The organism is Achromobacter sp. UMC46 (assembly GCF_014170335.1).
Lineage (GTDB): Bacteria > Pseudomonadota > Gammaproteobacteria > Burkholderiales > Burkholderiaceae_B > Achromobacter.
The window spans coordinates 710,563-732,181 of sequence record NZ_LZZS01000004.1; the positions used below are offsets into that span (position 1 = coordinate 710,563).

Below are 21,619 nucleotides of genomic sequence, written 5' to 3' on the forward strand. Positions count from 1 at the left end.
GGTATTCGATGACGACGGTGTTGGCGGCAGGCTGCGAAGGTATTGTCCTTCGCAAGCAACTTTCCGAATCCGCCCCGGAAGCAATTACACGAATCCTAAAGCGCCATGCTGCAAATCTACAACACGTTATCGCGTACCAAAGAACCGTTCAAGCCGGCCCAGGCCGGTCAGGTGCGCATGTACGTGTGTGGCATGACCGTGTACGACTTCTGCCATCTGGGCCATGCCCGCATGCTGGTCTCGTTCGACGTCGTGCAGCGTTGGCTGCGCGCCAGCGGGCTTGCGGTCGATTACGTGCGCAACATCACGGACATCGACGACAAGATCATCCGCCGTGCCGTTGAAACCGGCCGCCGCATCGGCGAAGTCACCGAGTTCTATATTGCCGCCATGCATGCCGACGAGCAGGCGTTGGGCGTGGAATCCCCCGACCGCGAGCCGCGCGCCACCCAGTACGTGGGCGACATGCTCGACATCATCGGCAAGCTGGAGCAGAACGGCCTGGCCTACCAGGCCGACGACGGCGACGTGAACTACGCCGTCCGCGAGTTTCCCGGCTACGGCAAACTGTCCGGCAAGACGCTGGACGACCTGCGGGCCGGCGAACGCGTGCCCGTGGGGTCCGCCAAGCGCGATCCGCTGGATTTCGTGCTGTGGAAATCGGCCAAGGCCGACGAACCCGCCGACACCAAGTGGGAATCCCCGTACGGCCTGGGCCGTCCGGGCTGGCATATCGAATGCTCGGCCATGAGCAAATCCCTGCTGGGCCTGCCCCTGGACATCCACGGCGGCGGTCCGGACCTGAAGTTCCCGCACCACGAAAACGAGATCGCGCAGACCGAAGGCGCCTTCGGCGGCACGCTGGCCAATATCTGGATGCACTGCGGTCCGCTCATGGTCGATTCGGACAAGATGTCCAAGTCGCTGGGCAATTTCCGCACCATCCGCCAGACGGTCGCCCAGGGCGAGCCGGCCACGGACGAGGCGACCTACCGCGTGAACTCGCGCGAGGCCGAAATGGTGCGCTTCTTCATTGTGCGCAACCACTACCGCAGCGCCCAGAACTACACGCCGGACAATCTGGTCGACGCGCAGAACGCGCTGGACCGCCTGTACCAGGCGCTGCAGAACGTGGCGGCCGACGACCAGGGCGTCGACTGGAACGAGCCGCAGGCCCAGGCCTTCAAGGCCGCCATGGACGACGATTTCAATAGTTCCGGCGCGATCGCGGCCCTGTTTGAACTGGCCTCCGAGGCCAATCGCGGCAAAAGCGCGCGCAGCGCCGGCCAGTTGAAGGCGCTGGCGTCGCTGTTGGGCCTGCTGCAACAGGACCCGGCGACGTATTTCCAGTCGCCCACCCGCTATTCCGCTGCGGCGATCGAGCAAGGCCAGCGCGCCACGCTGGACGCCGCCGCCATCCAGTCGCTGATCGACGCGCGCGCGGCCGCCAAGGCCGCACGCAACTTCGCCGAAGCGGACCGCATCCGCGCCGAATTGCGCGATGCCGGGATTGAGCTCGACGACAAGCCGGGTGGTTTGACGCAATGGCGCCGGGCGTGAGCCCAGTGGATACCCCCGACATGTCCACCGCCGATCTCGACATCCCCAAGCCCGAGTATTGGGAGGCCGCCGTCGCCCATCTGATGCGGCGCGACCGGATCCTGAAAAAGGTCATCCCCCAGCATCCCGAGGTCTGGCTGACCTCGCGCGGCACGCCGTTCGTGACGCTGGCGCGGGCGATCATCGGCCAGCAGATCTCCACCAAGGCGGCCGACGCCGTCTGGACCAAGTTCATCGACGCCGTGGGCAAGCGCCCCACGCCGGTCGCCGTGCTGCGCGTGGGCGTGGACGGGCTGCGCAAGGCCGGCCTGTCCCAGCGCAAGGCCGAATACGTGCTGGATCTGGCCGTGCATTTCGGCGAACGCCGCGTCCACCCTGAAAAGTGGGCGGCGATGGACGATGAAGCCGTTATTTCTGAATTGGTCGCCATCCGGGGCATCGGGCGCTGGACGGCGGAGATGTTTTTGATTTTCAATCTACAGCGGCCTGACGTCCTGCCGCTGGATGATCCCGGGTTGCTCAAGGCAATCTCGCTACACTATTTCAGTGGCGAGCCTGTCTCGCGCTTCGAGGCTCGCGAAGTCTCGCTGGCGTGGCAGCCCTGGCGTACCGTGGCAACCTGGTACCTATGGCGCAGTCTGGAACCGACACCGGTTCAATACTGATGCACACCAGGCAGCCCATCTACGGAACCACACTACATGCGCAATACATTTCTGGAATTTGAACAGCCGCTGGCCGAACTTGAAAACAAGATCGAACAGCTGCGCTATGTGCAGGCCGATTCAGCGGTAGACATTTCCGACGAGATCGGGCGTCTGCAGCAGAAGAGCCAGACCTTGGCCAAGGAAATCTACGCCAAGCTCACGCCGTGGCAGACGGCCCTTGTCGCCCGCCACCCCCAGCGTCCGTACACGCTGGACTACGTGCGCGAAATGTTCACCGACTTCCATGAACTGCACGGCGACCGCATGTACGCCGACGACCAGTCCATCATCGGTGGTCTTGCGCGCTTCAACGGCACGCCCTGCATGGTCATCGGCCATCAGAAGGGCCGCGACACCAAGGAACGCGCCGCCCGCAATTTCGGCATGCCGCGTCCCGAGGGCTATCGCAAGGCCCTGCGCCTGATGCGCCTGGCTGAAAAATTCGGCATCCCCGTGTTCACGTTCGTGGACACCCCGGGCGCCTATCCCGGCATCGGCGCCGAAGAGCGCGGCCAGTCCGAAGCCATCGGCCACAACCTGTACGCCATGGCCGAGCTCAAGGTCCCCGTGATCTGCACGATCATCGGCGAAGGCGGCTCGGGCGGCGCGCTGGCGATCGCCGTGGGCAACGCCGTGCTGATGCTCCAGTACGCCACCTATGCCGTGATTTCGCCGGAAGGCTGCGCGTCGATCCTGTGGCGCAGCGCCGACAAGGCCCCCGACGCCGCCGAGGCGCTGGCCATCATCGCCCCGCGCCTGAAGGACCTGGGCCTGGTGGACCGCGTGGTCAACGAACCCGTGGGCGGCGCGCACCGCGACCCCCGCGTCATGGCGCGCCTGCTGCGCCGCGCGCTGGGCGACGCCCTGCGCCAGCTTCAGGGCATGACGCCCGAACAGCTTGTGGAACAGCGCGTGCAACGCGTGCTGTCCTACGGCGCTTATCAGGAAGTGCGCGCGTAAGGCGGGCAGGGGCGCGGGCGGACCCGCCTGCGCCGCGACCGCGCTACCCGCGCCATCCCCATGAACGTCCGGCCGACGCCCGACACGCCCCTCGCGGCCGAGTCGGGCGTTGCGCATTCCGTCCCGCTTTTGCTCCCCGTTTCCCCGGAACTTGCCGCCGCGTTGCGGCGGGCCCTGTTGGCCTTGCCCGAGCGTCCCGCACGCATCGCGGCCGCGGTCAGCGGCGGCGCGGACTCGGCCATGCTGGCCGTGCATGCGGCGGCCGTGTGCCGCGAACTGGGCATCGGCCTGTCGCTGTTCCATGTGCACCACGGGCTGCAGGCCGCCGCCGATGCCTGGGGGCGCCGGGCGCATGCGCTGGGCGCCTTGCTGGACGTGCCTGTGGCCGAGGCCCGGGTGCAGGTCGAGCAGGCGGGCGGCAAAGGCATGGAAGCGGCTGCCCGCGACGCGCGCTATGCGGCACTGGCCGGGCTGGCCGATACGCACGGAACGCACCACGTGCTGCTGGCGCATCACCGCAACGACCAGGCCGAAACCGTGCTGTTGCGCCTGTTGCGGGGCACGGGGCTGGCGGGCATGGCGGCCATGTCGCCGGCGACGCAGCGCGACGGCGTCTGCTACTTGCGCCCCTGGCTGGGCCAGGACCGCGCGACCATCCTGCAGGCCGCGGCATCGGTGGAGGCCGCTTGCGGCTGGCAGCCGGTGCAGGACCCGACCAATGCCGACCCCCGCTACACGCGCGCCGCGGTACGCGAGCTGCTGGCGCCGGTGCTGGACAGCCGATGGCCGGGGTGGCGGGGCATCGTCGCCCGGCACGCGGACCACATGGCCGAGGCGGCGCAGATCCTGGACGAAGTCGCGCGCGAAGATTTCGCCCGGCTGGATCCCAGCCCGGACGCCGCCAGTTTTTCGCTGCAAGCATGGCGCGGATTGTCGGCGGCGCGTCAGTCGCAAGTGCTGCGCTATTGGCTGGCGCAAAACGGCGCCCGCATGCCCACCGACGCGCGCCTGCGCGACCTGCTGCGCCAACTGCGCGGACTGCACAGCCTGGGCCATGACCGCCAACTGCGGGTAGAGCAGGCCGGGCACGTGGTCCGTTGCCATCGGGGACGGGTCTGGGTGGAACCCAGAGGATAAAAACGGCTGCTTTGGAAAGAATCCGCAGAAAAATAGCCGCGTAATGAACATAAATTTCCTCAAACTGAGCAAATTTTTACCGCCGCGCTAGAATATATGGTTTTGCCCGCCACCACTTTGCGGCGGGTTCCCAGCCAGAGTACGAGATGTCCCTGATCGTTCACAAATATGGCGGTACTTCGATGGGCTCGGTCGAGCGCATCAGAAACGTGGCGCGTCGCGTCGCGAAGTGGCATGCCGCAGGCCACCAGGTTGTTGTTGTCCCGTCGGCAATGGCGGGCGAAACGAATCGCCTGCTTGGCCTGGCACGCGAAATCACGCCCCAGCCCGACGGCCGTGAGCTCGACATGATCGCCGCCACCGGCGAGCAGGCCAGCAGCGGCTTGCTGGCGATCGCGCTGCAGGCAGAAGGCGTGCCCGCGCGCAGCTATGCCGGTTGGCAAGTGCCCGTGCGCACCGATTCGTCCTTCACGAAAGCGCGCATCAGCTCCATCGACGACGCGCGCATCCGCGCCGACCTCGACGCCGGCCGGGTCGTGATCGTGACGGGCTTCCAGGGCATCGACCCGGAAGGCCACATCACGACGCTGGGCCGTGGCGGTTCGGACACCTCGGCCGTGGCCGTGGCGGCGGCCATCAAAGCCCACGAATGCCTGATCTACACCGACGTGGACGGCGTCTACACGACCGATCCGCGCGTGGTGCCCGAAGCGCGCCGCATGGCCGTCGTTTCCTTCGAGGAAATGCTGGAAATGGCGTCGCTGGGTTCCAAGGTCCTCCAGATCCGCTCGGTCGAATTCGCCGGCAAATACCGTGTACCGGTCCGGGTCCTGTCCTCGCTGACCGACCCGCTCATCCCGCTCGACGAAGAAATGGTCTCGGGCACGCTGATTACTTTTGAGGAAGACGAAAAAATGGAAGCCGCCGTTGTCTCCGGCATCGCCTTCAGCCGCGACGAAGCCAAAATCACCTTGCTGGCCGTGCCCGACAAACCGGGCATCGCTTTCTCCATCCTGGGTCCTGTCGCCGCCGCCAACATCGACGTCGACATGATCGTGCAGAACCAGTCCGTGGCTGGCACGACCGACTTCTCGTTCACCGTGAACCGCAACGAGTTCGCGCGCGCCGTCGACCTGCTCAAGCGCGAAGTCATCCCCGCCGTGGGCGCGGGCGAGCTGTCCACCGACGAGAAGGTCGCCAAGGTCTCGATCGTGGGCATCGGCATGCGCTCGCACGTGGGCGTGGCCAGCCTGATGTTCCAGACGCTTTCGCAAGAAGGCATCAACATCCAGATGATCAGCACCAGCGAGATCAAGACGTCCGTCATCATCGACGACAAGTACATGGAATTGGGCGTGCGCGCGCTGCACAAGGCCTTCGGCCTGGACCAGACGCCGGGCGCCAAGGAATAAGGCAACGGTTCCGGCACGTTTTTTTGATTGATGGCCCCGTTTGCGGGCAAGACTCAAAAAAAACGTGCTAGAATCTCGTTCTCTTTTCGGAGACGTGCCCGAGAGGCTGAAGGGGCTCCCCTGCTAAGGGAGTATGCGGCTAAAAACTGCATCGTGGGTTCGAATCCCACCGTCTCCGCCAGATAAGCTTTAGTACTGGCTTCTGGCCAGTGCTGAAGATAAAAACCCCGCAATCGCGAAAGCGAATGCGGGGTTTTTTCTTGGGCGTTTCATGTCAGCGCCGCCAGTAGCACACGGGCCTGCTCCACGACATCAGCGTCGTTCGGCCGGAAATCCATCCGCGTGGCTTGCGGCAACTGCGTGTAGTGCGCATGGCTGCTGCGGGCGTAGGCGGGGTCGTAGTGGCGGTCGATCAGTTCGCGCGCCAGGTCGATGCGGCGGCCTTCGTCCACCATTTGCAGCCAGCCGTTGATGACGTCGCGGCTGTGCAGGCCCAGCAGGCGTTGCAGTTGGGCCTTCAGCCACTCCGGGTTTTCGAACAGTTCCGCGTAATCCTGTTGCAGGAAGGTGGCGCGGTCTTCGCGCGTGCAGGCGACTTCGATGCAGGCGCCCTGGTGCATGGCTTGCAGCAGGGCGGGCGGCAGCGCCACCGACCCGATCTTGCGGCTTTCCGATTCCACGTAGACCGGCCGGCTTGCGTCGAATTCGCGCAGGCGCCCGGCCAGCAGCGTGTCGAACCGCTTCTGCGAGGGTTGGGCGACGCCGGGCAGCGCGCCCAACAGCGACCCCCGATGCGACGCCAACTGCTCCAGGTCCAAGGTCTGGGCGCCGGCCCGGTCCAGCGCGTTCAGCAGGCGCGTCTTGCCGCTGCCGGTGGGGCCGACCAGCACGACGTAGCGCAGGGCTGCGGGCAGCGTGTCCAGGGCCTCCAGCGTGGCGCCGCGGTAACGCTTGTAGCCGCCGTCCAGTTGGCGCGCGCGCCAGCCGATCATGTTGAACATCACCGTCATCGAACCGGAGCGTTTGCCGCCGCGCCAGCAGTACACCAGCGGACGCCAGCCTTGCGGGCGGTCCGCGAAGGTGGTTTCCAGGTGACGTGCGATGTTGCGGGCGACGATGGCCGCGCCGGTGCGCGAGGCCTCGAAGGGCGAGACTTGGCGGTACAAGGTGCCGACCTGCGCGCGTTCTTCATTGCTGAACACGGGCGCGTTGATCGCGCCGGGGATGTGGTCGTCGGCGTATTCGAGCGGCGAGCGCACATCGATGATTTCGTCGAAGTCATCCAGCTTGTCTAGGCTGGCGAGCAGGTGTTTCACGTTGGGAGCCGTTGCGTTGATCGGAAGGGGCGAAGCGGTCACTAGAATAATGCTTTCCTGACACGGGGGCTTGGCGCGCTGGTTGCTATCATCTGCGCATTCTCCCTGCCTGCCTGGAATATGGAATTCTCATTCAAGTGCGCCACGTGTGATCAGCGCCATCATGGCCTGCCGAGCTTTGGCGCCGAGGCGCCCGAAAGCTACTACCGAATCGCCCCGGAAGAACAGCAGCAGCGCGGCGACCTGGGCAGTGACGACTGCGTGATCGACGAGCAGCAATTCTTCGTGCGCGGTTGCATCGAATTGCCCATTCATGGGTATCCCGAGCCCTTCGTGTGGGGCGTGTGGGTATCGGTCAGCCTGGCCAGCTACGAGACCTGGGTGCGCACCTTCGACGAGCCCGTGCGCGCGCAAACGCCGCCCATGTTCGGTTGGCTGAATACGCAGCTCGCGCCCTATCCGGATACGCTGAGCCTGAAGACGCATGTGCATTTGCGTGACGGCGGCATCCGGCCGTCGATTGAGCTGGAGCCGACCAGCCATCCGCTCGCCGTCGAGCAGCGCGAGGGCATTACGGTGGAACGGGTCGCGGAAATCTACGCGATGCTTGTGCATGGCGCCGGTGTGGCGCAAACCTAGGAGCCGCCCTTGAAGCCCAGCAAGATATTCGATGCCGCCCGCAGCGGCGATGTGAAGGTGGTGCGTGCTTGCCTGGCGGCGGGCGCGGACCCGGCGGCCGTCGACGCGCATGGATTCACCGCGCTGCAGCAGGCCGCGATGGGTGCGAACGACACGGATATTCCGCAGAACCTGGAAGTGCTCAAGGTGTTGATCGATGCCGGCAGCCCACTGGAATTCCAGAGCGACGGGCGCACCGCGCTGTATCTGGCGGCCGAGTTCGCGCCCAGTACGGATGCGGTGCAACTGCTGATCGACGCGGGCGCCCGCGCGGATATCAGCGATGCCCACGGCAACCACATCACCGTGAATGCGATGATGCCCGAGGTGCAGGAAGTGCTGTCCGCGCTGACCGGCGTGGCGCTTGAAGAGCCGGAACCGGAGCCCGAACCCGTCAAGCTCGGTGCGGCGCAATGGCGCCAGGCGCAGGCCCGGCTGGATGTGTTGTTCGAGGCGCTGACGCAGGCGGGCCTGGTGGCCATGCAAGACGTGGGCACGACGCAGTCGGACGGCTTTGCCGATTGCTCGGAAGTCTTCCATGAGCGCGGTGGCGCGACGGCCGGCCTGCACGGGTTCTGCTTCTATACCCGCCAGGACCGCAACCGCGCAAAGAAGGAAGGGCGGTTGGATCTGGCGTTCTGGGGCGCGCCCGAAGGCGCGGACGCGGACATGTTGCGCGTGGCGCAACTGATCGTGCGCGAGGCCGCAGCGGCCGGCATGCCCGTTGCCTGGAATGGCAGCGCCGCCCGGCGGCCCACGCTTACGCTTTACTAGGCTGCCGAGGGCGGATGGCGCACATGCGGCGCCCGCCCTCGGCAATCGCGCTCAGGCGCTGAACGTCAGCGTATTGCTCAAGTCGCCCATCGGGTGCTGGCCGCGCGCGGTCATTGCATCATCGCGCGCTTTCAGGCCTTCCAGCATCGGCAGGTCGAACACGCGCGTCGCCAGCCGCAGAATCGAACCCGTGTCGTACACCGTGTGGTCCACCGTGCCCTTCTTGGCGAAGGGCGAAATCACCAGCGCCGGGATGCGTGTGCCCGGGCCCCAGCGATCGCCCTTTGGCGGCGCCACGTGGTCCCACCAGCCGCCGTTTTCGTCGACGGTGACCACGACCACCATGTTCTCCCACTGCGCGCTCTTGCGCAGGCTGTCGACGATGTGGGCGATATGGCGGTCGCCCGAGTCCACGTCCGCGTAGCCCGCGTGCATGTTCAGGTTGCCTTGCGGTTTGTAGAACGTCAGGGCGGGCAGCTTGCCGGCTTCGGCGTCGGCCAGGAATTTGTTGGTGGACGACAGGTCGCCCAAGCCGCCGTCGCGCAGGTGCGCGGTGCGTGCGGGGGTGCCGGGCGCAGTGCTCTTGAAGTAGTTGAAGGGCTGGTGATGCGCCTGGAAATTGGGCGACGAAGGAAAGCCGGTGCTGGCCGTGGAGTCCACGGCAGCCTGCCAGCCGCCGGCGTACCAGGCCCAGTCCAGGCCCTTGGCGGTCATCAGGTCGCCGATGTTGTTGTGCGCTTGCGGCACCATCGTTTGCGGGCTGGTGGCGTCGGCCAGCGTCGGGTCGGTCGCGTCGCGGCTGAACGAAGGCCAGTAGGGCGGGGCCATGGTGTTGACGCCATAGCCGTCGGGCGTCAGCGCGCTGGCGCCGAATTGGGGGATGCCGGTCAACGCGCTGGCCGGCGACGCGGCCTTGGGTTGCAGGCGCGGGTCGGCGGGATCGGCGCTTTGCAATTGGGCGATCTGCGTTTTCGCGACCGAGTCCGCCACATCGGGATAGAAGGGCGGACGGCCCGCGACCAGGTACTGGTGATTCAAGAACGAACCGCCGAACGCGCCCTGGAAAAAGTTGTCGCACAGCACGAATTCCTGGGCGAGCTTCCACAGGCGCAGGTTGTAGGCGGAGTCGCTGTAGTGGCCCATGACGAGCGCGCCCGAGTCGGCCCATGCGACGAAGCGGTCGTTCTTGCCGCCGTTGATCTGCATCTGGTTCTGATAGAACACGTGCCACAGGTCGCGCGTGACGACGCCTTGCGGCAGCGGTTCGCCCTGCGGGCCCATCAGCGCGAACGGCGCGTTGGGCAGGTTGTTCATGTATGGCGCGGCCTGGTCGACCTGATACGTGATGTGGTTGGCCTGCTGCGACGTCGGCACCATGCCGTTCCACACGGGCGGCAGCACGGACAACGGCGTGCCGTCGCGGTCGTTCTGCGCGTAGTCCGCAGCGGTCAACGCGGACAGCGGCTTTTCCACGCCGGGGAAATTGGCGAACAGGTTGTTGAAGCTGCGGTTCTCGGCAAAGATCACCACCACCGTTTTCACATTGGCGCGCAATTGCTGCGTCAGGTCGGGAGCCGGGACGGGCGTGGGGTCCGGCGTGGGTGTGGGCGTGGCGGGGCTGTCATCGTCGTCATCGCTTGAGCAGCCCGACAGGGCTCCCATCGCTGCGGCGCTGGCACCCAGCGCGGCGATGCCGGTCAGGAAGCCGCGGCGCGTGGGGCGCACGGGGGATTCCGCGTCGGAGGGGGCGGCGGACGGTGCGTCGGCGTTCTTTTCTTTGTCAGACATGGGGATGAACTCGTGAGCTAGCGGGTGACGCGGCGCACTGTCATTGCGCCGCGGAATCGCCGGATGACAGCCGGCATCGTTAACGGCCGCTAGGCTAAAGAGCCAACGTTCTATCGGTGTGACCATCCGCTGTCAGAAAGCTGTACGCAGTGCGTGGCAGGCAGCGGAAAAAGAGAAAGGATGGCGCGGATCCGTGTGAGATCTTCCCGCCTCGACTTGCACGTTTTCTGAAACAACGCTATTATTCGAGGCTTGCTTTTTGACGCGCCCGTAGCTCAGCTGGATAGAGTACCTGGCTACGAACCAGGGGGTCGTAGGTTCGAATCCTGCCGGGCGCACCAAGTTTTTCGTAGTAGTTTTGGTAGTGGTTTTGGTGATCCGAATTCCGCGTGAGTTTCGCGTGAATAGGGGGAGCTAAAACAAAAGCGAAGAACTTAATAAAAGAAGCAAATAGGGTCAGCAGCAAGGGGCAGCAGCAGCCCCAACGGCTTAATTATTGTGATATAATTTTGCCTCTTTACCGGAGCGCCCGTAGCTCAGCTGGATAGAGTACCTGGCTACGAACCAGGGGGTCGTAGGTTCGAATCCTGCCGGGCGCACCAAAAAAAGAACATAGCAAGAAAATGGAAAGGCCTTTGATCTCGCATCGAAGGCCTTTTTGTTTTTCCGGCGCAGAACAAATGCGTTCTGCATTCAGCCTTGCCGCATCAGCCTTGCAACGCCTCAGTCCTGCCACACCTGTGCGGCCGCAGCCTGCCCGCCTTGCGGCGCTTCATCAACCGCTTCAAACCCCCAATTTCCCACGCTCGCCCAATCGTCGCCCAGAAGTTCGATGGGATGCATCGTGCGGTCGGAGCCGTTGCCGCAGCTCATGGCGTCTGTCGGGCAATAGCGGTCGCAGCCCCAGCAGATGCGCTCGGGGTGTTTCGGATGCATGGGGAATTTCTTGGCCATGGTCTGCGCTGCTTGAAGTCTGTTGCCGGCGTGCGGGGTACCGCGCGGGATCGGATCCTGCGTTGCGGCACGTTTGAGCGTACTGCGCACGAGCGGGCGCCTTCGTTGATTTGCCGCAAGCGCGGCGGCGCGTCACGGAAAGAAACTGCCGAAAATAGCGAATTTTCCCCTTCGATTTGCATGATGGTATTTTTTCATGTTATAAACACGCCTCTTTCGGGGCGCCCGTAGCTCAGCTGGATAGAGTACCTGGCTACGAACCAGGGGGTCGTAGGTTCGAATCCTGCCGGGCGCACCAACTTATTTCGAACATGCTGCATCAACGATGCGGCGGTTCTGCTGAAAGACAAAAGCGGCTTGATGGTCATCCATCAAGCCGCTTTTTTTTGTCCGGATCACCACACCCGGATGACACGCCCTGTCTGCGCGCCCTCGACGCTGCGGCGGTAGGCCAGCGCGACGCGGCTGGCGGGCACGGCTTCGAAGCCCGGAAAGTAGGGGCCGTAGCTTGCCATCGACTCTTGCAGCACGGTCGGGCTGACCGAGTTGATGCGGATGCCCTGCAACTCCACGGCGGCGCCGCGCACAAAGCCGTCGATGGCGGAATTCACCGCCGACGCGTTGGCGCCGAAGCGGATGGGCTCGTGGCTGACGATGCCGCTGGTCAGCGTGATGGAGCCGCCGGCGTTGACGTAGTGTTGGCCGATCAGCGCCAGATCCACCTGGCCCAGTAGCTTGTCGTGCAGGCCGATCTTGAACTGCTCCGCGGTCATCTCGGACAGGGGGCCGAAATGCAGGCCGCCCGTGGTGGAGACGATGGCGTCCACTTTGCCTACGCGTTCGAACAAGTTGCGGATGCTGTCGCTGCGGGTCACGTCGACTTGGTACTGGCCTTGGGTCTTGCCCACGGCGATGATGTCGTGGTGTTGGCCGAGTGCTTCCGCAACCGCGCGGCCGATGGTGCCGGTGGCGCCGATAAGGATGATTTTCATAGGGACTCCCGGGGTGTGCCCGAAATGGAATGTTGTTGGGGCGCACCGGTCTGGCGTCAGTGCATGCAGCCATTCTCGCCGTTCGATTTCCATGGAAAAATCCAGGAATGGTGGAAACACTTCACACCCGGGGTGCGTAATTCATGGACCGTTTGCTCAGCATGGAAGTATTCGTGGCGGTCGTGGAGCTGGGCAGCCTGACCGCCGCGGCCACGCGCCACGAGATGTCGCCGGCCATGGCGGCCAAGCACGTCAAGGGACTGGAAGCGCGGCTGGGCGTGCGCCTGATGAACCGCACGACCCGGCGGCAAAGCCTGACCGAGGCGGGCCAGGCCTATTTCGCGCGTTGCAAGGCCATCCTGGCGGAGATCCGCGACGCGGAGCAGGGCGCGGAGGCCTTGCGGCTGACGCCCAGGGGGCACCTGCGCATCACGTCGACGGTGACCTTCGGTTCATTCGCGCTGACGCCGGCCATCGCCGACTACCTGTCCATCTATCCCGATGTCAGCGTCGAGCTGGTGCTTAGCGATGCCGTGGAAGACATCGTGGCCGCGCGCTACGACCTGGCGGTGCGTATCGGCGAGCCGGCGGACTCAAGCCTGGTCGCGCGCATGATCGGGCGCTATCAGATGATCGTCTGCGCCGCGCCCGCGTATCTTGAGCGCTACGGGACACCCGCCACGCCGGACGACCTGGTGCGGCATCAATGCCTGGATTTTTCGTATTGGAGCCGCCGCACCGGTTGGCAGTTGAACAGCGGAGACGGCAACCAGGTGGGCTATCCCACCGGCCGGTTCCTGTCCAACAATGGCCAGGCGCTGCGGCAGGCGGCGCTGGCGGGCTTTGGCGTCGTGCTGCAACCCGAGCTGCTGCTGGGCGACGACGTGCGCGCCGGCCGGCTGGTGCCGATCCTGCAGCCGTACTGGCCCGCCGCGCGACCGATCTCGCTGCTGTATCCGAAGGACAGGCAGGCGTTGCCCAAGCTCACGACTTTCGTGGACTTTCTGGTGGACCGATTTGCGCGGTAGGGAGGGGCGTCGTTCAGCGCCGTCGTCGGTCGACCGCCGTCAGCGAGATGCCGTTCTTCAGCATCTCGTAGGCCTGGCCGCCAAGCCAGGTGACTTTTTCGCCTGAGCTGGTGCGGCAAATGCAATGCATCTTGGGATCGAAGCGGGACGTCCCCAACGCGGAGTACGCGTCCAGGTCGGCCACGAAACGTTCGATGCGATACAAGGTGCCATCGGGGGACGTGACAAGCACATCCGTCAATCGTCTAGCGGTGCCGAGCATACTGCTTACCTCCTGCGCGGGCCGTCTTTCATGCGGCGCCAAAGTCACGTGGACGGTTCAAGCTGCGGGGCGGCGGGCGAACCCCGCGCGGCGCTACTGGAGCCGTCCTCCTAACAATGAATCATCGAGTTGGTCGGGTGACACGCCCAATGCTTCCGATACGCGATCCAGGATGACCTGGCGTGGCCGTGGACGCGGCCGTTCCAATTCAATGTAAATGGAGTGATCCACGCCGAGCCGGGCCGCCATATCCGCAGTGCTGATATTGAGGTGCTCGCGCCAGGCGCGTATCAAGCTCCAATCGTTGCCGGTTTTTAGATTGACGACAGCTAGTGGTAATGGAGGGGGCCCGGCAGTCAGTTTCTTGTGCGGGGCGGCCCTGTATGCATCCGGTGCATTCCGTTTCACGGCGCCGCCTCTGCGGGATTCGCCGCGGGGCGTCGTGATATCGGATTCGGCGGTGTAGATCGCACCGCCTTTGGTCTGACGATACTGGTTATTTCCTATCCAGGATAGCGTTTCGCCGTTGTCGAGCATGCATTCGCAATCCAGGTGGTAATTGTTGGGAATGCTCTCAAGTTTGGCGATGGTTTCGGTGGTCGTGGCGTGCCGCACCACACGATGCAAAACACCGTCTGATGAACGCACGAATACATCGGGAAGTCTCCAGGAAAAAGGGATGATGCTCTCCACGGCCGAAACAGCTTGCGCCACTGTAATCCGGTGGCGCAACGGTGAGATTTGGGGTTTCCCCTCGACTGCTGCAGCAAGCTTGTTTCTACCGCACATCGGCCCTAAAGATCTTCACAAATGTTCACCGGACATGACGCCATCATTCCTGCGGCGACCGCTGGAAAGGGCATTTGGCGTGCATGTCGCGCTGCGAATCAGACTACAGGGCGGGCCATGCCGCCGCCAGCAGGCGAGGCATCACGTCGGCGGCGCCGCCGTGCAGATTGCAGTGCGCCTGCCGGTCCAGCGGTGTCATGGCCGGGTTGACCTGAACCACGGTCGCGCCTGCGGCCAACGCGCGTTGCGGCAATTCGGCGGCAGGGTAGACCAGTGCCGACGTCCCGATGCTGAACAGCAGATCGCATTGTTCGGCCGCGCGCAGGGCACCGCTCCACGCGTCGGCAGGCAGGCTTTCGCCGAACCACACCACGCCGGGTCGTACTGGCGCGCCGCACACGGCGCAGGCGGGCGGCGCGATGCGGCGACCTTCGCCGGCTTCCTCGGTCACGCTGCTGGACAGCGTGTGCGGCGCGGCGCAGTCGGAACAGCGCGGCGCATGCAGGCTGCCATGCAGATGGGCGACCCGTGCGCTGCCGGCGCGCTCGTGCAGGTCGTCCACATTCTGCGTGACGACAAGCAGCTCAGGAACATGGCGCGCCAGCGCCGCGATGGCGTGATGTGCCGCGTTCGGATTGGCGCGCAAGGCCTGCGCGCGGCGCCACTCATACCAGCCCCAGACGATATCGGGTTGCGCGCGGAACGCTTCGGGTGTTGCCAGCGCTTGCGCGTCAAAGCGCGACCACAATCCTGTCAGTGCATCGCGGAAGGTGGCGATGCCGCTTTCTGCGGACACCCCGGCGCCGGTGAAGACCACGATGCGCTGGGCGTCGCGTAGCGTCTGCGCGAGCGCGGCTGGAATATCTTGATGAGTACTCGTCATTTTCAACCTGGAAGATAGTCCGATACGCTGCGCGCCCAGACGCTGGCCTGTCAAGCGCGGCCTGAACCCGATTGCCGTCATGCCGCCAGGGTGAAGCGTGCGCAAGCATCCCGAATGGTGGATACTGGTTTTCTCATCTGGGATATTCCCGACGAATGGAGATGCGCAATGCCCGAAGCTTCCCCCGGCCTGGACCGGCTTCGCCGTTTCATCGCCACCGCGACGCGGCTGGCGGCCCCGGACGCGCTGGCGCAGACGCCCGCCCTGCAGGCCGCCTTTGCCGACCTGGTGCGCCACGACGACTGGCTGCCCGAGGCCTGTACCACGCCGCATCCGCAGTACTACCAGCAATTCCTGCTGCACTGCGATCCGCTGGAGCGGTTTTCGCTGGTCAGTTTCGTCTGGGGGCCGGGCCAGTTCACGCCGGTGCATGACCACGAGGTCTGGGGCTATGTGGGCATGCTGCGCGGCGCCGAAATCAATCAGCGCTACATACGCCAGCCGGACGGGCGCCTGACCGCCGTTGGCGAGTCCACTACCTTGCAGCCTGGCGACGTCGAGCGCCTGTCGCCCGAAGAGGGCGACATCCATCGCGTATCCAACGCCTTCGCTGACCGTGCGTCGATCAGCGTGCACCTGTACGGCGGCAATATCGGCGCGGTGTCGCGGCATGTCTATGATCCCGAGACCGGGCAGGCGAAGCCGTTCGTGTCCGGCTATTCGTCGCCCAGCCTGCCCAACCTGTGGGACCGTTCCGCTGCCGTGCGCGCCACCATCCCCGGGCTGAAAGCCTGATCGCCGCCGCCCCGAAAGCGCTGTTCGCGGGCGGCGTCTCATGCTATGTTCCCGTCCTAAATATTAGGAAAAAATAACATGGACAAGACGCTGCTCAAGGGGCTGATGGTGCTGGAGGCGGTGACCGATGTGGACAATCCGCCGCGCACGATCGATGCGCTGGCCGTGCGGGTCGGCCTGACCCGCAGCAATACGCATCGCACCTTGCAAACACTGATCCACGCTGGCTACGTCATCAAAGACGATGACGGCGGCGGCTATCGTGGCGCGGTGCGCTTGTTTGAACTGGCCGCCCGCCAACTGGCGCAGTTGGATGTGCGCAAACTGGCCGCGCCGTTCATGCGCACGCTGGCGGACCAGACGGGGGAAACCGTGCACCTGTCGGTGCTGGACGGGTTCGATGTCGTCTACGTCGACAAGATCGACAGCCCGCAGCCGATCCGCGCCTATTCGATGGTGGGCGGGCGGGCGCCCGCGTATGCGGTCGCGACCGGCAAGGCCCTGCTGGCCTACCAGCCCGACGGCTATGTCGAGCGCTATGCCGAGAAGCTGGTGCGCCACACGCCTTCGACCATCGTGTCCATGGCGCTGTTGAAAGATGAACTTCGCAAGATCGCCCGCGCGGGGTACGCCGTGAATCGTGGCGAATGGCGCGAAGGCGTGGGCGGGCTGGCCGTGACGCTGTTCAACAGCCTGGACCAGCCTGTGGCGGCCGTCGGCATTTCGGGCCCGCTGGACCGCCTGAGCGCCGCTAGGATGAAGCAGTTGGCGCCGGACGTGTCGGCCTGTGCGCAGGCCATCTCGCAAGGGATGGGCTATCGGCGGGGTTTCCTGGATCAGTAAGCGGCGCCGGGCGCGTCAGCGCGGCGGCGATGCGCTGCGCCTGATCGCGCGCCAATCGCGCGTTCACGTCCATCGACGTGGTCCAGAAGTAAGTGCCGCCGGCCAGGCTGCCCAAGACGGATAGCTGCGTCAGCACCGCGTCCCGCGCGTCCATCAGGCAGCCCGTGTCGAAATCCAGCGCCAGGCCGCCGAATGCGTGCGGCCGCGCCAGCCCGTCCTGCAGCAACCCGGCCACCAGCGGATCACGGGTCGCGGCGGCATTCACCGAAAAGCTTGTGGCATTGACCAGATAACGGCTGGCGAGCGTCGCGTCGCCTGCGGCGCCGCGCAGGCGCGTATGGAACCGCTGGTCCGCTGGGTCGTAGCGGGTGTCCACATAGCCCGCGCGCACCTGCAGTTGGCCGCGCTGGAACAGGGCCTGCAGCGTCAGCGCGTTGCGCATGGGAAAGGTGGCGCGCCGCGCCATCCACAATGCGCGCCATTGCGTCTGGAAGCGGCTGCGCTGCGCATCGGGCATCAAATGCCAGATCTGGTCGACCGCGGCGTTGGTGGCGGCGGCCACGGCCTGCCAGGGGCGGGCGGCTTGCGAGGAACGGCGGATCTCTTCATCCAGCGCCGTTCGCGCATCCGCCTCCAGGCCCAGCACGTCGTCCGCGTCCAACGGGCCGCCCATGGCCTGGACTTCGTCTTTCAGCGCTTGCGTGATCACCTCTACCGATAGCGCGCCGCCGTGGCGTGCGGCCAACAGCAAGGCGCCGTCGCGGGTCAGGTGGCGCAGCGACTTGGGCGCCTGATTGTGGGGGCTGCGCACGGAAGGCAATCGGCCGTTGCGCGACACGCACAGGATGGGGCCGCGGTGGCCGGACTGCTGCAAGGCGGCGATGGCGTCCACCGCGCTGAGGCTGGTGCCCACCACGCACACCGACGCGTCCGGGTCGATCTCGCCCGCCAGCGCGGAGACGGGGTAGGGGCTGTTGAAGTAGCCCGGCGCGCCCTCCAGATGCGGAAAGGCCTGCGACGGCAGGTTGCCGTTGCACAGCACCGCGTGGCGCGCAATCCACGATGCGCCCTGTTCGGGCGTCACGGCTATCGCACCATCCTGTCGCAGTGCCAGGTGCCGCACCCGGCATTGCTCGTGCACGAGCGTGACGCCCAGCGAAAGCGCCAGCTCGCGGCAACGCGCATGCACGGCGCGCAGATAGGCGCCGAACAGCGGGCGCGGAAGGAAGTCCGAGGGGGCGACCACGTCGACGCCGTACCCGCGTAACCAGGCGGGATCCTGCCCGCGCAGCCAATCCACGAAGTCCATCCGCTGATCGGCCCGCGCGGACATGTTGCCCGCCGGGATGTTGAGCAGATTGCTGGGCAGGTCTTCCTGGTAGGCGCCGCCCGGCCCGGGTTCAGCCTGCGGTTCGAACAGGGCGACGCGCAACGGGCGGGATGCCCGCTCGCCGCCGGCAGCTTCCAAGGCCAGCAGGAACTGGTACAGGAGGCTGACGGCGACCGAGCCGCCGCCCACGATGGCCAGATCCGCGGCCGACGGCAGGGGTAAACGGGAGGCGGGCATCATTTGGCGGCCGACATGCGCACCACTTCCGCCCAGCGGGCCACTTCCTGCTTCAGCACGCGGCTGGTGTCGGCGGGCGACGTCGCCACGGCATCGGCGCCAAGCTTCAAGGCGGCTTGCTGCACCGAGGCCATCGCGGCGGCCTTCTGCATGCCGGCCGACAATTTTTCGACGACAGCGGGCGGCGTGCCGGCGGGCGCCAGCAGCGCATAGGCAGTGGCGACCGAATAGTCCTTCACGCCTTGCTCCATTAACGTCGGCAGGTCGGGCAGGGCAGTGGCGCGCGTGGCCGTGGTCACCCCCAGCAACCGGATCTTGCCGCTGGCGACTTGCGGCAGCAGGGCGGGCAGCGTTTCGATCACCATGTCGATCTGGCCGCCCAGCAAGTCGGTGATGGCCGGGCCGCTGCCGCGGTAGGGCACATGCATGAGGCGGGTGCCCGTCACCACCTGGAACAGTTCGCCCGCCATGTGTTGCGATGTGCCGGGGCCGGCCGATCCGAACGTGATGGTGCCGGGCTTGCTCTTGGCCAGCGCGATCAGTTCCTGCACGTTCGTGGCGGGCACTTTGCTGTTCACCGCGACCGCCATTGGCATGCTGGTCGCCATCGATACGCCGACAAACGCGGTGGCGAAGTCGTAGCCGGGCTTGTCGGGCATGGCGGCATGGATCGCGTGGCTGCCCACCGCGCCCATCAGCAGCGTGTATCCGTCGGGAGCCGATTTGGCGACATACTCCGCGCCGATCTCTCCGCCTGCCCCCGCCTTGTTCTCGACCACCACGCCTTGTCCCAGGAAATCGCCCAGGTGCTGCGCATAGATGCGCGCGGCGGCATCCGTGGCGCCGCCCGGCGGGAACGGCACGACCATGCGAACGGGTTTCGAGGGCCAGGTCTGAGCGGGGGCGGGACCGGCGGCCAGCGCCAGGACGGCGCCGGCGAGGGCAATGCGCCACGTTTGCTTCATGGGAGTCTCCTTGGTGGGGCGGGTCGTCATGCACGGGCGCCCGCGGTTGCGGTCGTTAGTGGTGCTGCGGCCCTTTTCTATAAATCCTAATATATAGGACTCGTGTTCCAATAAATGGTTTACGTAGAATTCCACACGGTGATATGCTGGTCAACAATTAAGCGCATTCCCTAGGGATTGCACTAGGAAACAAGAGCAGAAGCCACAAATCCGCCTGGCATGATGCCATTCCGGAAGGCGTGCACTTATAATATTTTTTGCATCCTAAATATTGAATTTTCATAACGAGAGGTCAGACATGACACCCAGTTCGGCGCTTGCCGGCATCACGGTGCTGGAGATTTGCAATGTCGCGGCGGGACCGTTTTGCGGCATGTTGTTGGCGGATATGGGCGCCGACGTGATCAAGGTCGAGCACCCCGAGGGCGGCGACACGCTGCGCAGCTGGCCGCCGATTTCCGACGGCTACAGCGAGAACTTCGCATCGCTGAACCGCAACAAGAAATCGGTGACGCTGAACTTGAAGGATCCCGCCGATCTGGCGCTGGCGCGCGAATTGGCGCTGACCGCAGACGTATTGATCGAAAACAACCGGCCAGGCGTGATGGACCGCCTGGGGCTGGGCTATGCGCAACTGCGCGAGGCCAATCCCAAACTGGTCTATTGCTCGATCTCGGCCTACGGCCAGTCGGGCCCGCGTTCGCAGGAAGGCGGTTTCGATCTGACCATCCAGGCCATGAGCGGCATCATGAGCGTCACGGGCGAAGCGGGCGGTGAACCCGTGAAATGCGGCGTGCCCGTGGCCGATTTCTCGGCGGGCCTGTATGGCGCGTTCGCCATCGCGTCCGCCTTGCGCGCGGCGCAGGCCAGCGGGCAGGGCACGCACATCGATGTGCCGATGCTGGGCGCCACCCTGGGCATCGCCGCCTTGCAGACGTCCGAGTTCTTCGGCAGCGGCAAGGACCCGGTCAAGCTCGGGTCCGCGCATCCGCGTAATGCGCCGTACCAGGCGTTCCGCTGCCGGGGCGGCTACTTCGGCATGGCGGCCGGCAACCAGGCGCTGTGGAAGGCCGTATGCGCGACGGTGGGCCGCGAAGACTTGCTGGCCGATCCGCGCTTTACCGATACCAGCGCCCGCGCCCGCAACCAGACGGCGTTGCGCGACATCCTCGAAGCCATCTTCGCCGCCGATGACGCGCAGACCTGGCTGGCCCGGTTCCGCGCCGCCGGCGTGCCTTGCGCCCCGATCAATACCTATTCCGAAGTGCTGGCGGACCCGCAGGTGGAACACATGGGCTGGGTGCAGCCGGTGGAGCTGCCCAATGGCGTGCAGACCCGTACCTTTGGCCTGCCGGTGCGGTTCGACGGGCAGACCACGGCGCTGCGCCTGCGACCGCCTGCGCTGGGCGAGCACAACGACGAGGTGCTTGGCGCCCTGCGCGGCGCCAAGAAAGGAGTGACGGCATGAGCGGCGTTCTGCACATCGACAAGCAGGGCGCGCGACACGTGTTGACGCTGGCTCGCCCCGAGAAGATGAACGCGCTGTCCGCTGAATTGGTCGAGGCCCTGATTGCCGCGCTGGACGCAGCCGAGGCGCAAGGCGCCAAGCTGATCGTGTTGAAGGGCGAGGGCAAGAATCTCAGCGCCGGCTTCGACTTCGGCGATTGGCAGGCGCAAAGCGAGGGAGACCTGTTGCTGCGCTTCGTGCGCGTCGAGACCTTGCTGCAACGTCTGGCGGCCTCCCCCTGCCTGACGGTGGCGTTGGCGCACGGGCGCAACTTCGGCGCGGGCGTCGACCTGTTCGGCGCCTGCAAATGGCGCATCAGCGCGCCCGACGCCACGTTCCGCATGCCGGGCCTGAAGTTCGGCCTGGTGCTGGGCACGCGCCGCTTCGCCGCGCTGGTGGGCGCCGAACGCGCCCGAGCGGTACTCGAGCAGGCCGCGACGTTCAGTGCGGAAGAGGCCTTGCGCGACGGCTTCGCCAGCCGGCTTGCCACGGTGCAGGAGTGGCCTGGCATCGAGCAGCAGGCGGTGGACACGGCGGACGCGTTGACCGACGCCAGCCGCATCCAGCTATATGCGGCGTTGTCGCTTGAGACACCCGACGCCGACCTGGCGCGTCTGGTGCGTTCGGCGGCCGAGCCGGGATTGAAGGACCGCGTAGCCGCCTATCTGCAGGCGCGCTAGGCCACCAAGAATCAGCAGGGAG

Annotated in this window: 21 protein-coding genes and 4 tRNA genes; 16 read left to right on the top strand and 9 right to left on the bottom strand. The window is 65.5% G+C overall.

Annotation, left to right across the window (positions count from 1 at the left end):
- Positions 1–105 precede the first annotated feature (105 nt).
- From cysS to A9973_RS06290, 6 genes are all read left to right on the top strand, one after another.
- On the top strand, positions 106–1,560 hold the full coding sequence (gene cysS, locus A9973_RS06265; protein WP_183012873.1) for a cysteine--tRNA ligase: 1,455 nt from the start codon (positions 106–108) through the stop codon (positions 1,558–1,560).
- Between the two features lie 20 nt (positions 1,561–1,580).
- Positions 1,581–2,225 carry a DNA-3-methyladenine glycosylase gene (locus A9973_RS06270; protein ID WP_006225511.1) on the top strand — a complete coding sequence of 215 codons (645 nt, stop codon included), beginning with the start codon at positions 1,581–1,583 and terminating at the stop codon, positions 2,223–2,225.
- A gap of 36 nt (positions 2,226–2,261) precedes the next feature.
- Positions 2,262–3,227, top strand: coding sequence for an acetyl-CoA carboxylase carboxyltransferase subunit alpha (locus tag A9973_RS06275; RefSeq protein ID WP_183012874.1), 966 nt, complete (start codon positions 2,262–2,264; stop codon positions 3,225–3,227).
- A 162-nt stretch (positions 3,228–3,389) separates the two neighbouring features.
- The gene (tilS, locus tag A9973_RS06280) at positions 3,390–4,364 is read left to right on the top strand and encodes a tRNA lysidine(34) synthetase TilS (protein WP_370539459.1); all 975 of its coding nucleotides are present in this window, start codon (positions 3,390–3,392) and stop codon (positions 4,362–4,364) included.
- Between the two features lie 146 nt (positions 4,365–4,510).
- On the top strand, positions 4,511–5,776 hold the full coding sequence (locus tag A9973_RS06285) for an aspartate kinase (protein ID WP_183012876.1): 1,266 nt from the start codon (positions 4,511–4,513) through the stop codon (positions 5,774–5,776).
- 88 nt (positions 5,777–5,864) lie between these two features.
- Positions 5,865–5,957: transfer RNA gene (locus tag A9973_RS06290), tRNA-Ser, on the top strand.
- 88 nt (positions 5,958–6,045) lie between these two features.
- On the opposite strand, the gene mnmH is transcribed toward A9973_RS06290, so the two are convergent.
- Positions 6,046–7,092 carry a tRNA 2-selenouridine(34) synthase MnmH gene (gene mnmH / locus A9973_RS06295; RefSeq protein WP_183012877.1) on the bottom strand — a complete coding sequence of 349 codons (1,047 nt, stop codon included), beginning with the start codon at positions 7,090–7,092 and terminating at the stop codon, positions 6,046–6,048.
- 120 nt (positions 7,093–7,212) lie between these two features.
- Here mnmH and A9973_RS06300 point away from each other — a divergent pair, with 120 nt between their 5' ends.
- Together A9973_RS06300 and A9973_RS06305 are read left to right on the top strand one after the other, a co-directional pair.
- Entirely contained in the window at positions 7,213–7,731 is a 519-nt protein-coding gene (locus tag A9973_RS06300) for a DUF2199 domain-containing protein (RefSeq protein ID WP_183012878.1), read from the top strand.
- A 9-nt stretch (positions 7,732–7,740) separates the two neighbouring features.
- On the top strand, positions 7,741–8,544 hold the full coding sequence (locus tag A9973_RS06305) for an ankyrin repeat domain-containing protein (protein WP_183012879.1): 804 nt from the start codon (positions 7,741–7,743) through the stop codon (positions 8,542–8,544).
- A gap of 51 nt (positions 8,545–8,595) precedes the next feature.
- On the opposite strand, the gene acpA is transcribed toward A9973_RS06305, so the two are convergent.
- Entirely contained in the window at positions 8,596–10,332 is a 1,737-nt protein-coding gene (gene acpA, locus A9973_RS06310; RefSeq protein ID WP_183012880.1) for an acid phosphatase, read from the bottom strand.
- Positions 10,333–10,596: 264 nt separating this feature from the next.
- Between acpA and A9973_RS06315 the strand changes: the two genes are divergently transcribed.
- Together A9973_RS06315 and A9973_RS06320 are read left to right on the top strand one after the other, a co-directional pair.
- Positions 10,597–10,673, top strand: a tRNA-Arg gene (locus A9973_RS06315).
- Between the two features lie 184 nt (positions 10,674–10,857).
- A tRNA-Arg gene (locus tag A9973_RS06320) sits at positions 10,858–10,934 on the top strand.
- A gap of 121 nt (positions 10,935–11,055) precedes the next feature.
- Here the strand turns inward: A9973_RS06320 and A9973_RS06325 are convergent.
- Positions 11,056–11,286, bottom strand: coding sequence for a DUF3079 domain-containing protein (locus tag A9973_RS06325; RefSeq protein WP_183012881.1), 231 nt, complete (start codon positions 11,284–11,286; stop codon positions 11,056–11,058).
- Positions 11,287–11,507: 221 nt separating this feature from the next.
- Here A9973_RS06325 and A9973_RS06330 point away from each other — a divergent pair.
- Positions 11,508–11,584 (top strand) — tRNA-Arg (locus tag A9973_RS06330).
- A 97-nt stretch (positions 11,585–11,681) separates the two neighbouring features.
- Here the strand turns inward: A9973_RS06330 and A9973_RS06335 are convergent.
- Positions 11,682–12,278, bottom strand: a complete 597-nt coding sequence (locus A9973_RS06335) for a short chain dehydrogenase (RefSeq protein ID WP_183012882.1) — start codon at positions 12,276–12,278, stop codon at positions 11,682–11,684.
- 143 nt (positions 12,279–12,421) lie between these two features.
- Between A9973_RS06335 and A9973_RS06340 the strand changes: the two genes are divergently transcribed.
- The gene (locus A9973_RS06340; RefSeq protein ID WP_183012883.1) at positions 12,422–13,306 is read left to right on the top strand and encodes a LysR family transcriptional regulator; all 885 of its coding nucleotides are present in this window, start codon (positions 12,422–12,424) and stop codon (positions 13,304–13,306) included.
- Between the two features lie 13 nt (positions 13,307–13,319).
- On the opposite strand, the gene A9973_RS06345 is transcribed toward A9973_RS06340, so the two are convergent.
- The 3 genes from A9973_RS06345 to A9973_RS06355 all read right to left on the bottom strand — a co-directional run bounded on the left by A9973_RS06345 (position 13,320) and on the right by A9973_RS06355 (position 15,240).
- Positions 13,320–13,568 carry a hypothetical protein gene (locus A9973_RS06345; protein ID WP_175216741.1) on the bottom strand — a complete coding sequence of 83 codons (249 nt, stop codon included), beginning with the start codon at positions 13,566–13,568 and terminating at the stop codon, positions 13,320–13,322.
- Between the two features lie 93 nt (positions 13,569–13,661).
- Complete coding sequence (locus A9973_RS06350; protein WP_183013182.1) at positions 13,662–14,261, bottom strand: helix-turn-helix transcriptional regulator; 600 nt, start codon at positions 14,259–14,261, stop codon at positions 13,662–13,664.
- A 199-nt stretch (positions 14,262–14,460) separates the two neighbouring features.
- Entirely contained in the window at positions 14,461–15,240 is a 780-nt protein-coding gene (locus tag A9973_RS06355) for an NAD-dependent deacylase (RefSeq protein ID WP_183012884.1), read from the bottom strand.
- A 168-nt stretch (positions 15,241–15,408) separates the two neighbouring features.
- Here A9973_RS06355 and A9973_RS06360 point away from each other — a divergent pair, with 168 nt between their 5' ends.
- Positions 15,409–16,035, top strand: a complete 627-nt coding sequence (locus tag A9973_RS06360; RefSeq protein WP_183012885.1) for a cysteine dioxygenase — start codon at positions 15,409–15,411, stop codon at positions 16,033–16,035.
- Positions 16,036–16,113: 78 nt separating this feature from the next.
- Complete coding sequence (locus A9973_RS06365; protein WP_183012886.1) at positions 16,114–16,878, top strand: IclR family transcriptional regulator; 765 nt, start codon at positions 16,114–16,116, stop codon at positions 16,876–16,878.
- On the opposite strand, the gene A9973_RS06370 is transcribed toward A9973_RS06365, so the two are convergent.
- Complete coding sequence (locus A9973_RS06370; RefSeq protein WP_255469038.1) at positions 16,787–18,448, bottom strand: FAD/NAD(P)-binding protein; 1,662 nt, start codon at positions 18,446–18,448, stop codon at positions 16,787–16,789. The genes A9973_RS06365 and A9973_RS06370 overlap by 92 nt on opposite strands.
- Positions 18,445–19,410, bottom strand: coding sequence for a tripartite tricarboxylate transporter substrate binding protein (locus A9973_RS06375; RefSeq protein WP_183012887.1), 966 nt, complete (start codon positions 19,408–19,410; stop codon positions 18,445–18,447). Before A9973_RS06375 ends, A9973_RS06370 begins: the two co-directional genes overlap by 4 nt.
- A gap of 298 nt (positions 19,411–19,708) precedes the next feature.
- On the opposite strand from A9973_RS06375, the gene A9973_RS06380 reads away from it, so the two are divergent.
- Together A9973_RS06380 and A9973_RS06385 are read left to right on the top strand one after the other, a co-directional pair.
- A complete protein-coding gene (locus A9973_RS06380) occupies positions 19,709–20,878 on the top strand; it encodes a CaiB/BaiF CoA-transferase family protein (protein WP_183012888.1) in 1,170 nt (389 codons plus the stop codon).
- A complete protein-coding gene (locus A9973_RS06385) occupies positions 20,875–21,597 on the top strand; it encodes an enoyl-CoA hydratase/isomerase family protein (RefSeq protein ID WP_183012889.1) in 723 nt (240 codons plus the stop codon). The genes A9973_RS06380 and A9973_RS06385 overlap by 4 nt, the downstream gene beginning before the upstream one ends.
- The last annotated feature ends 22 nt before the right edge of the window (positions 21,598–21,619 follow it).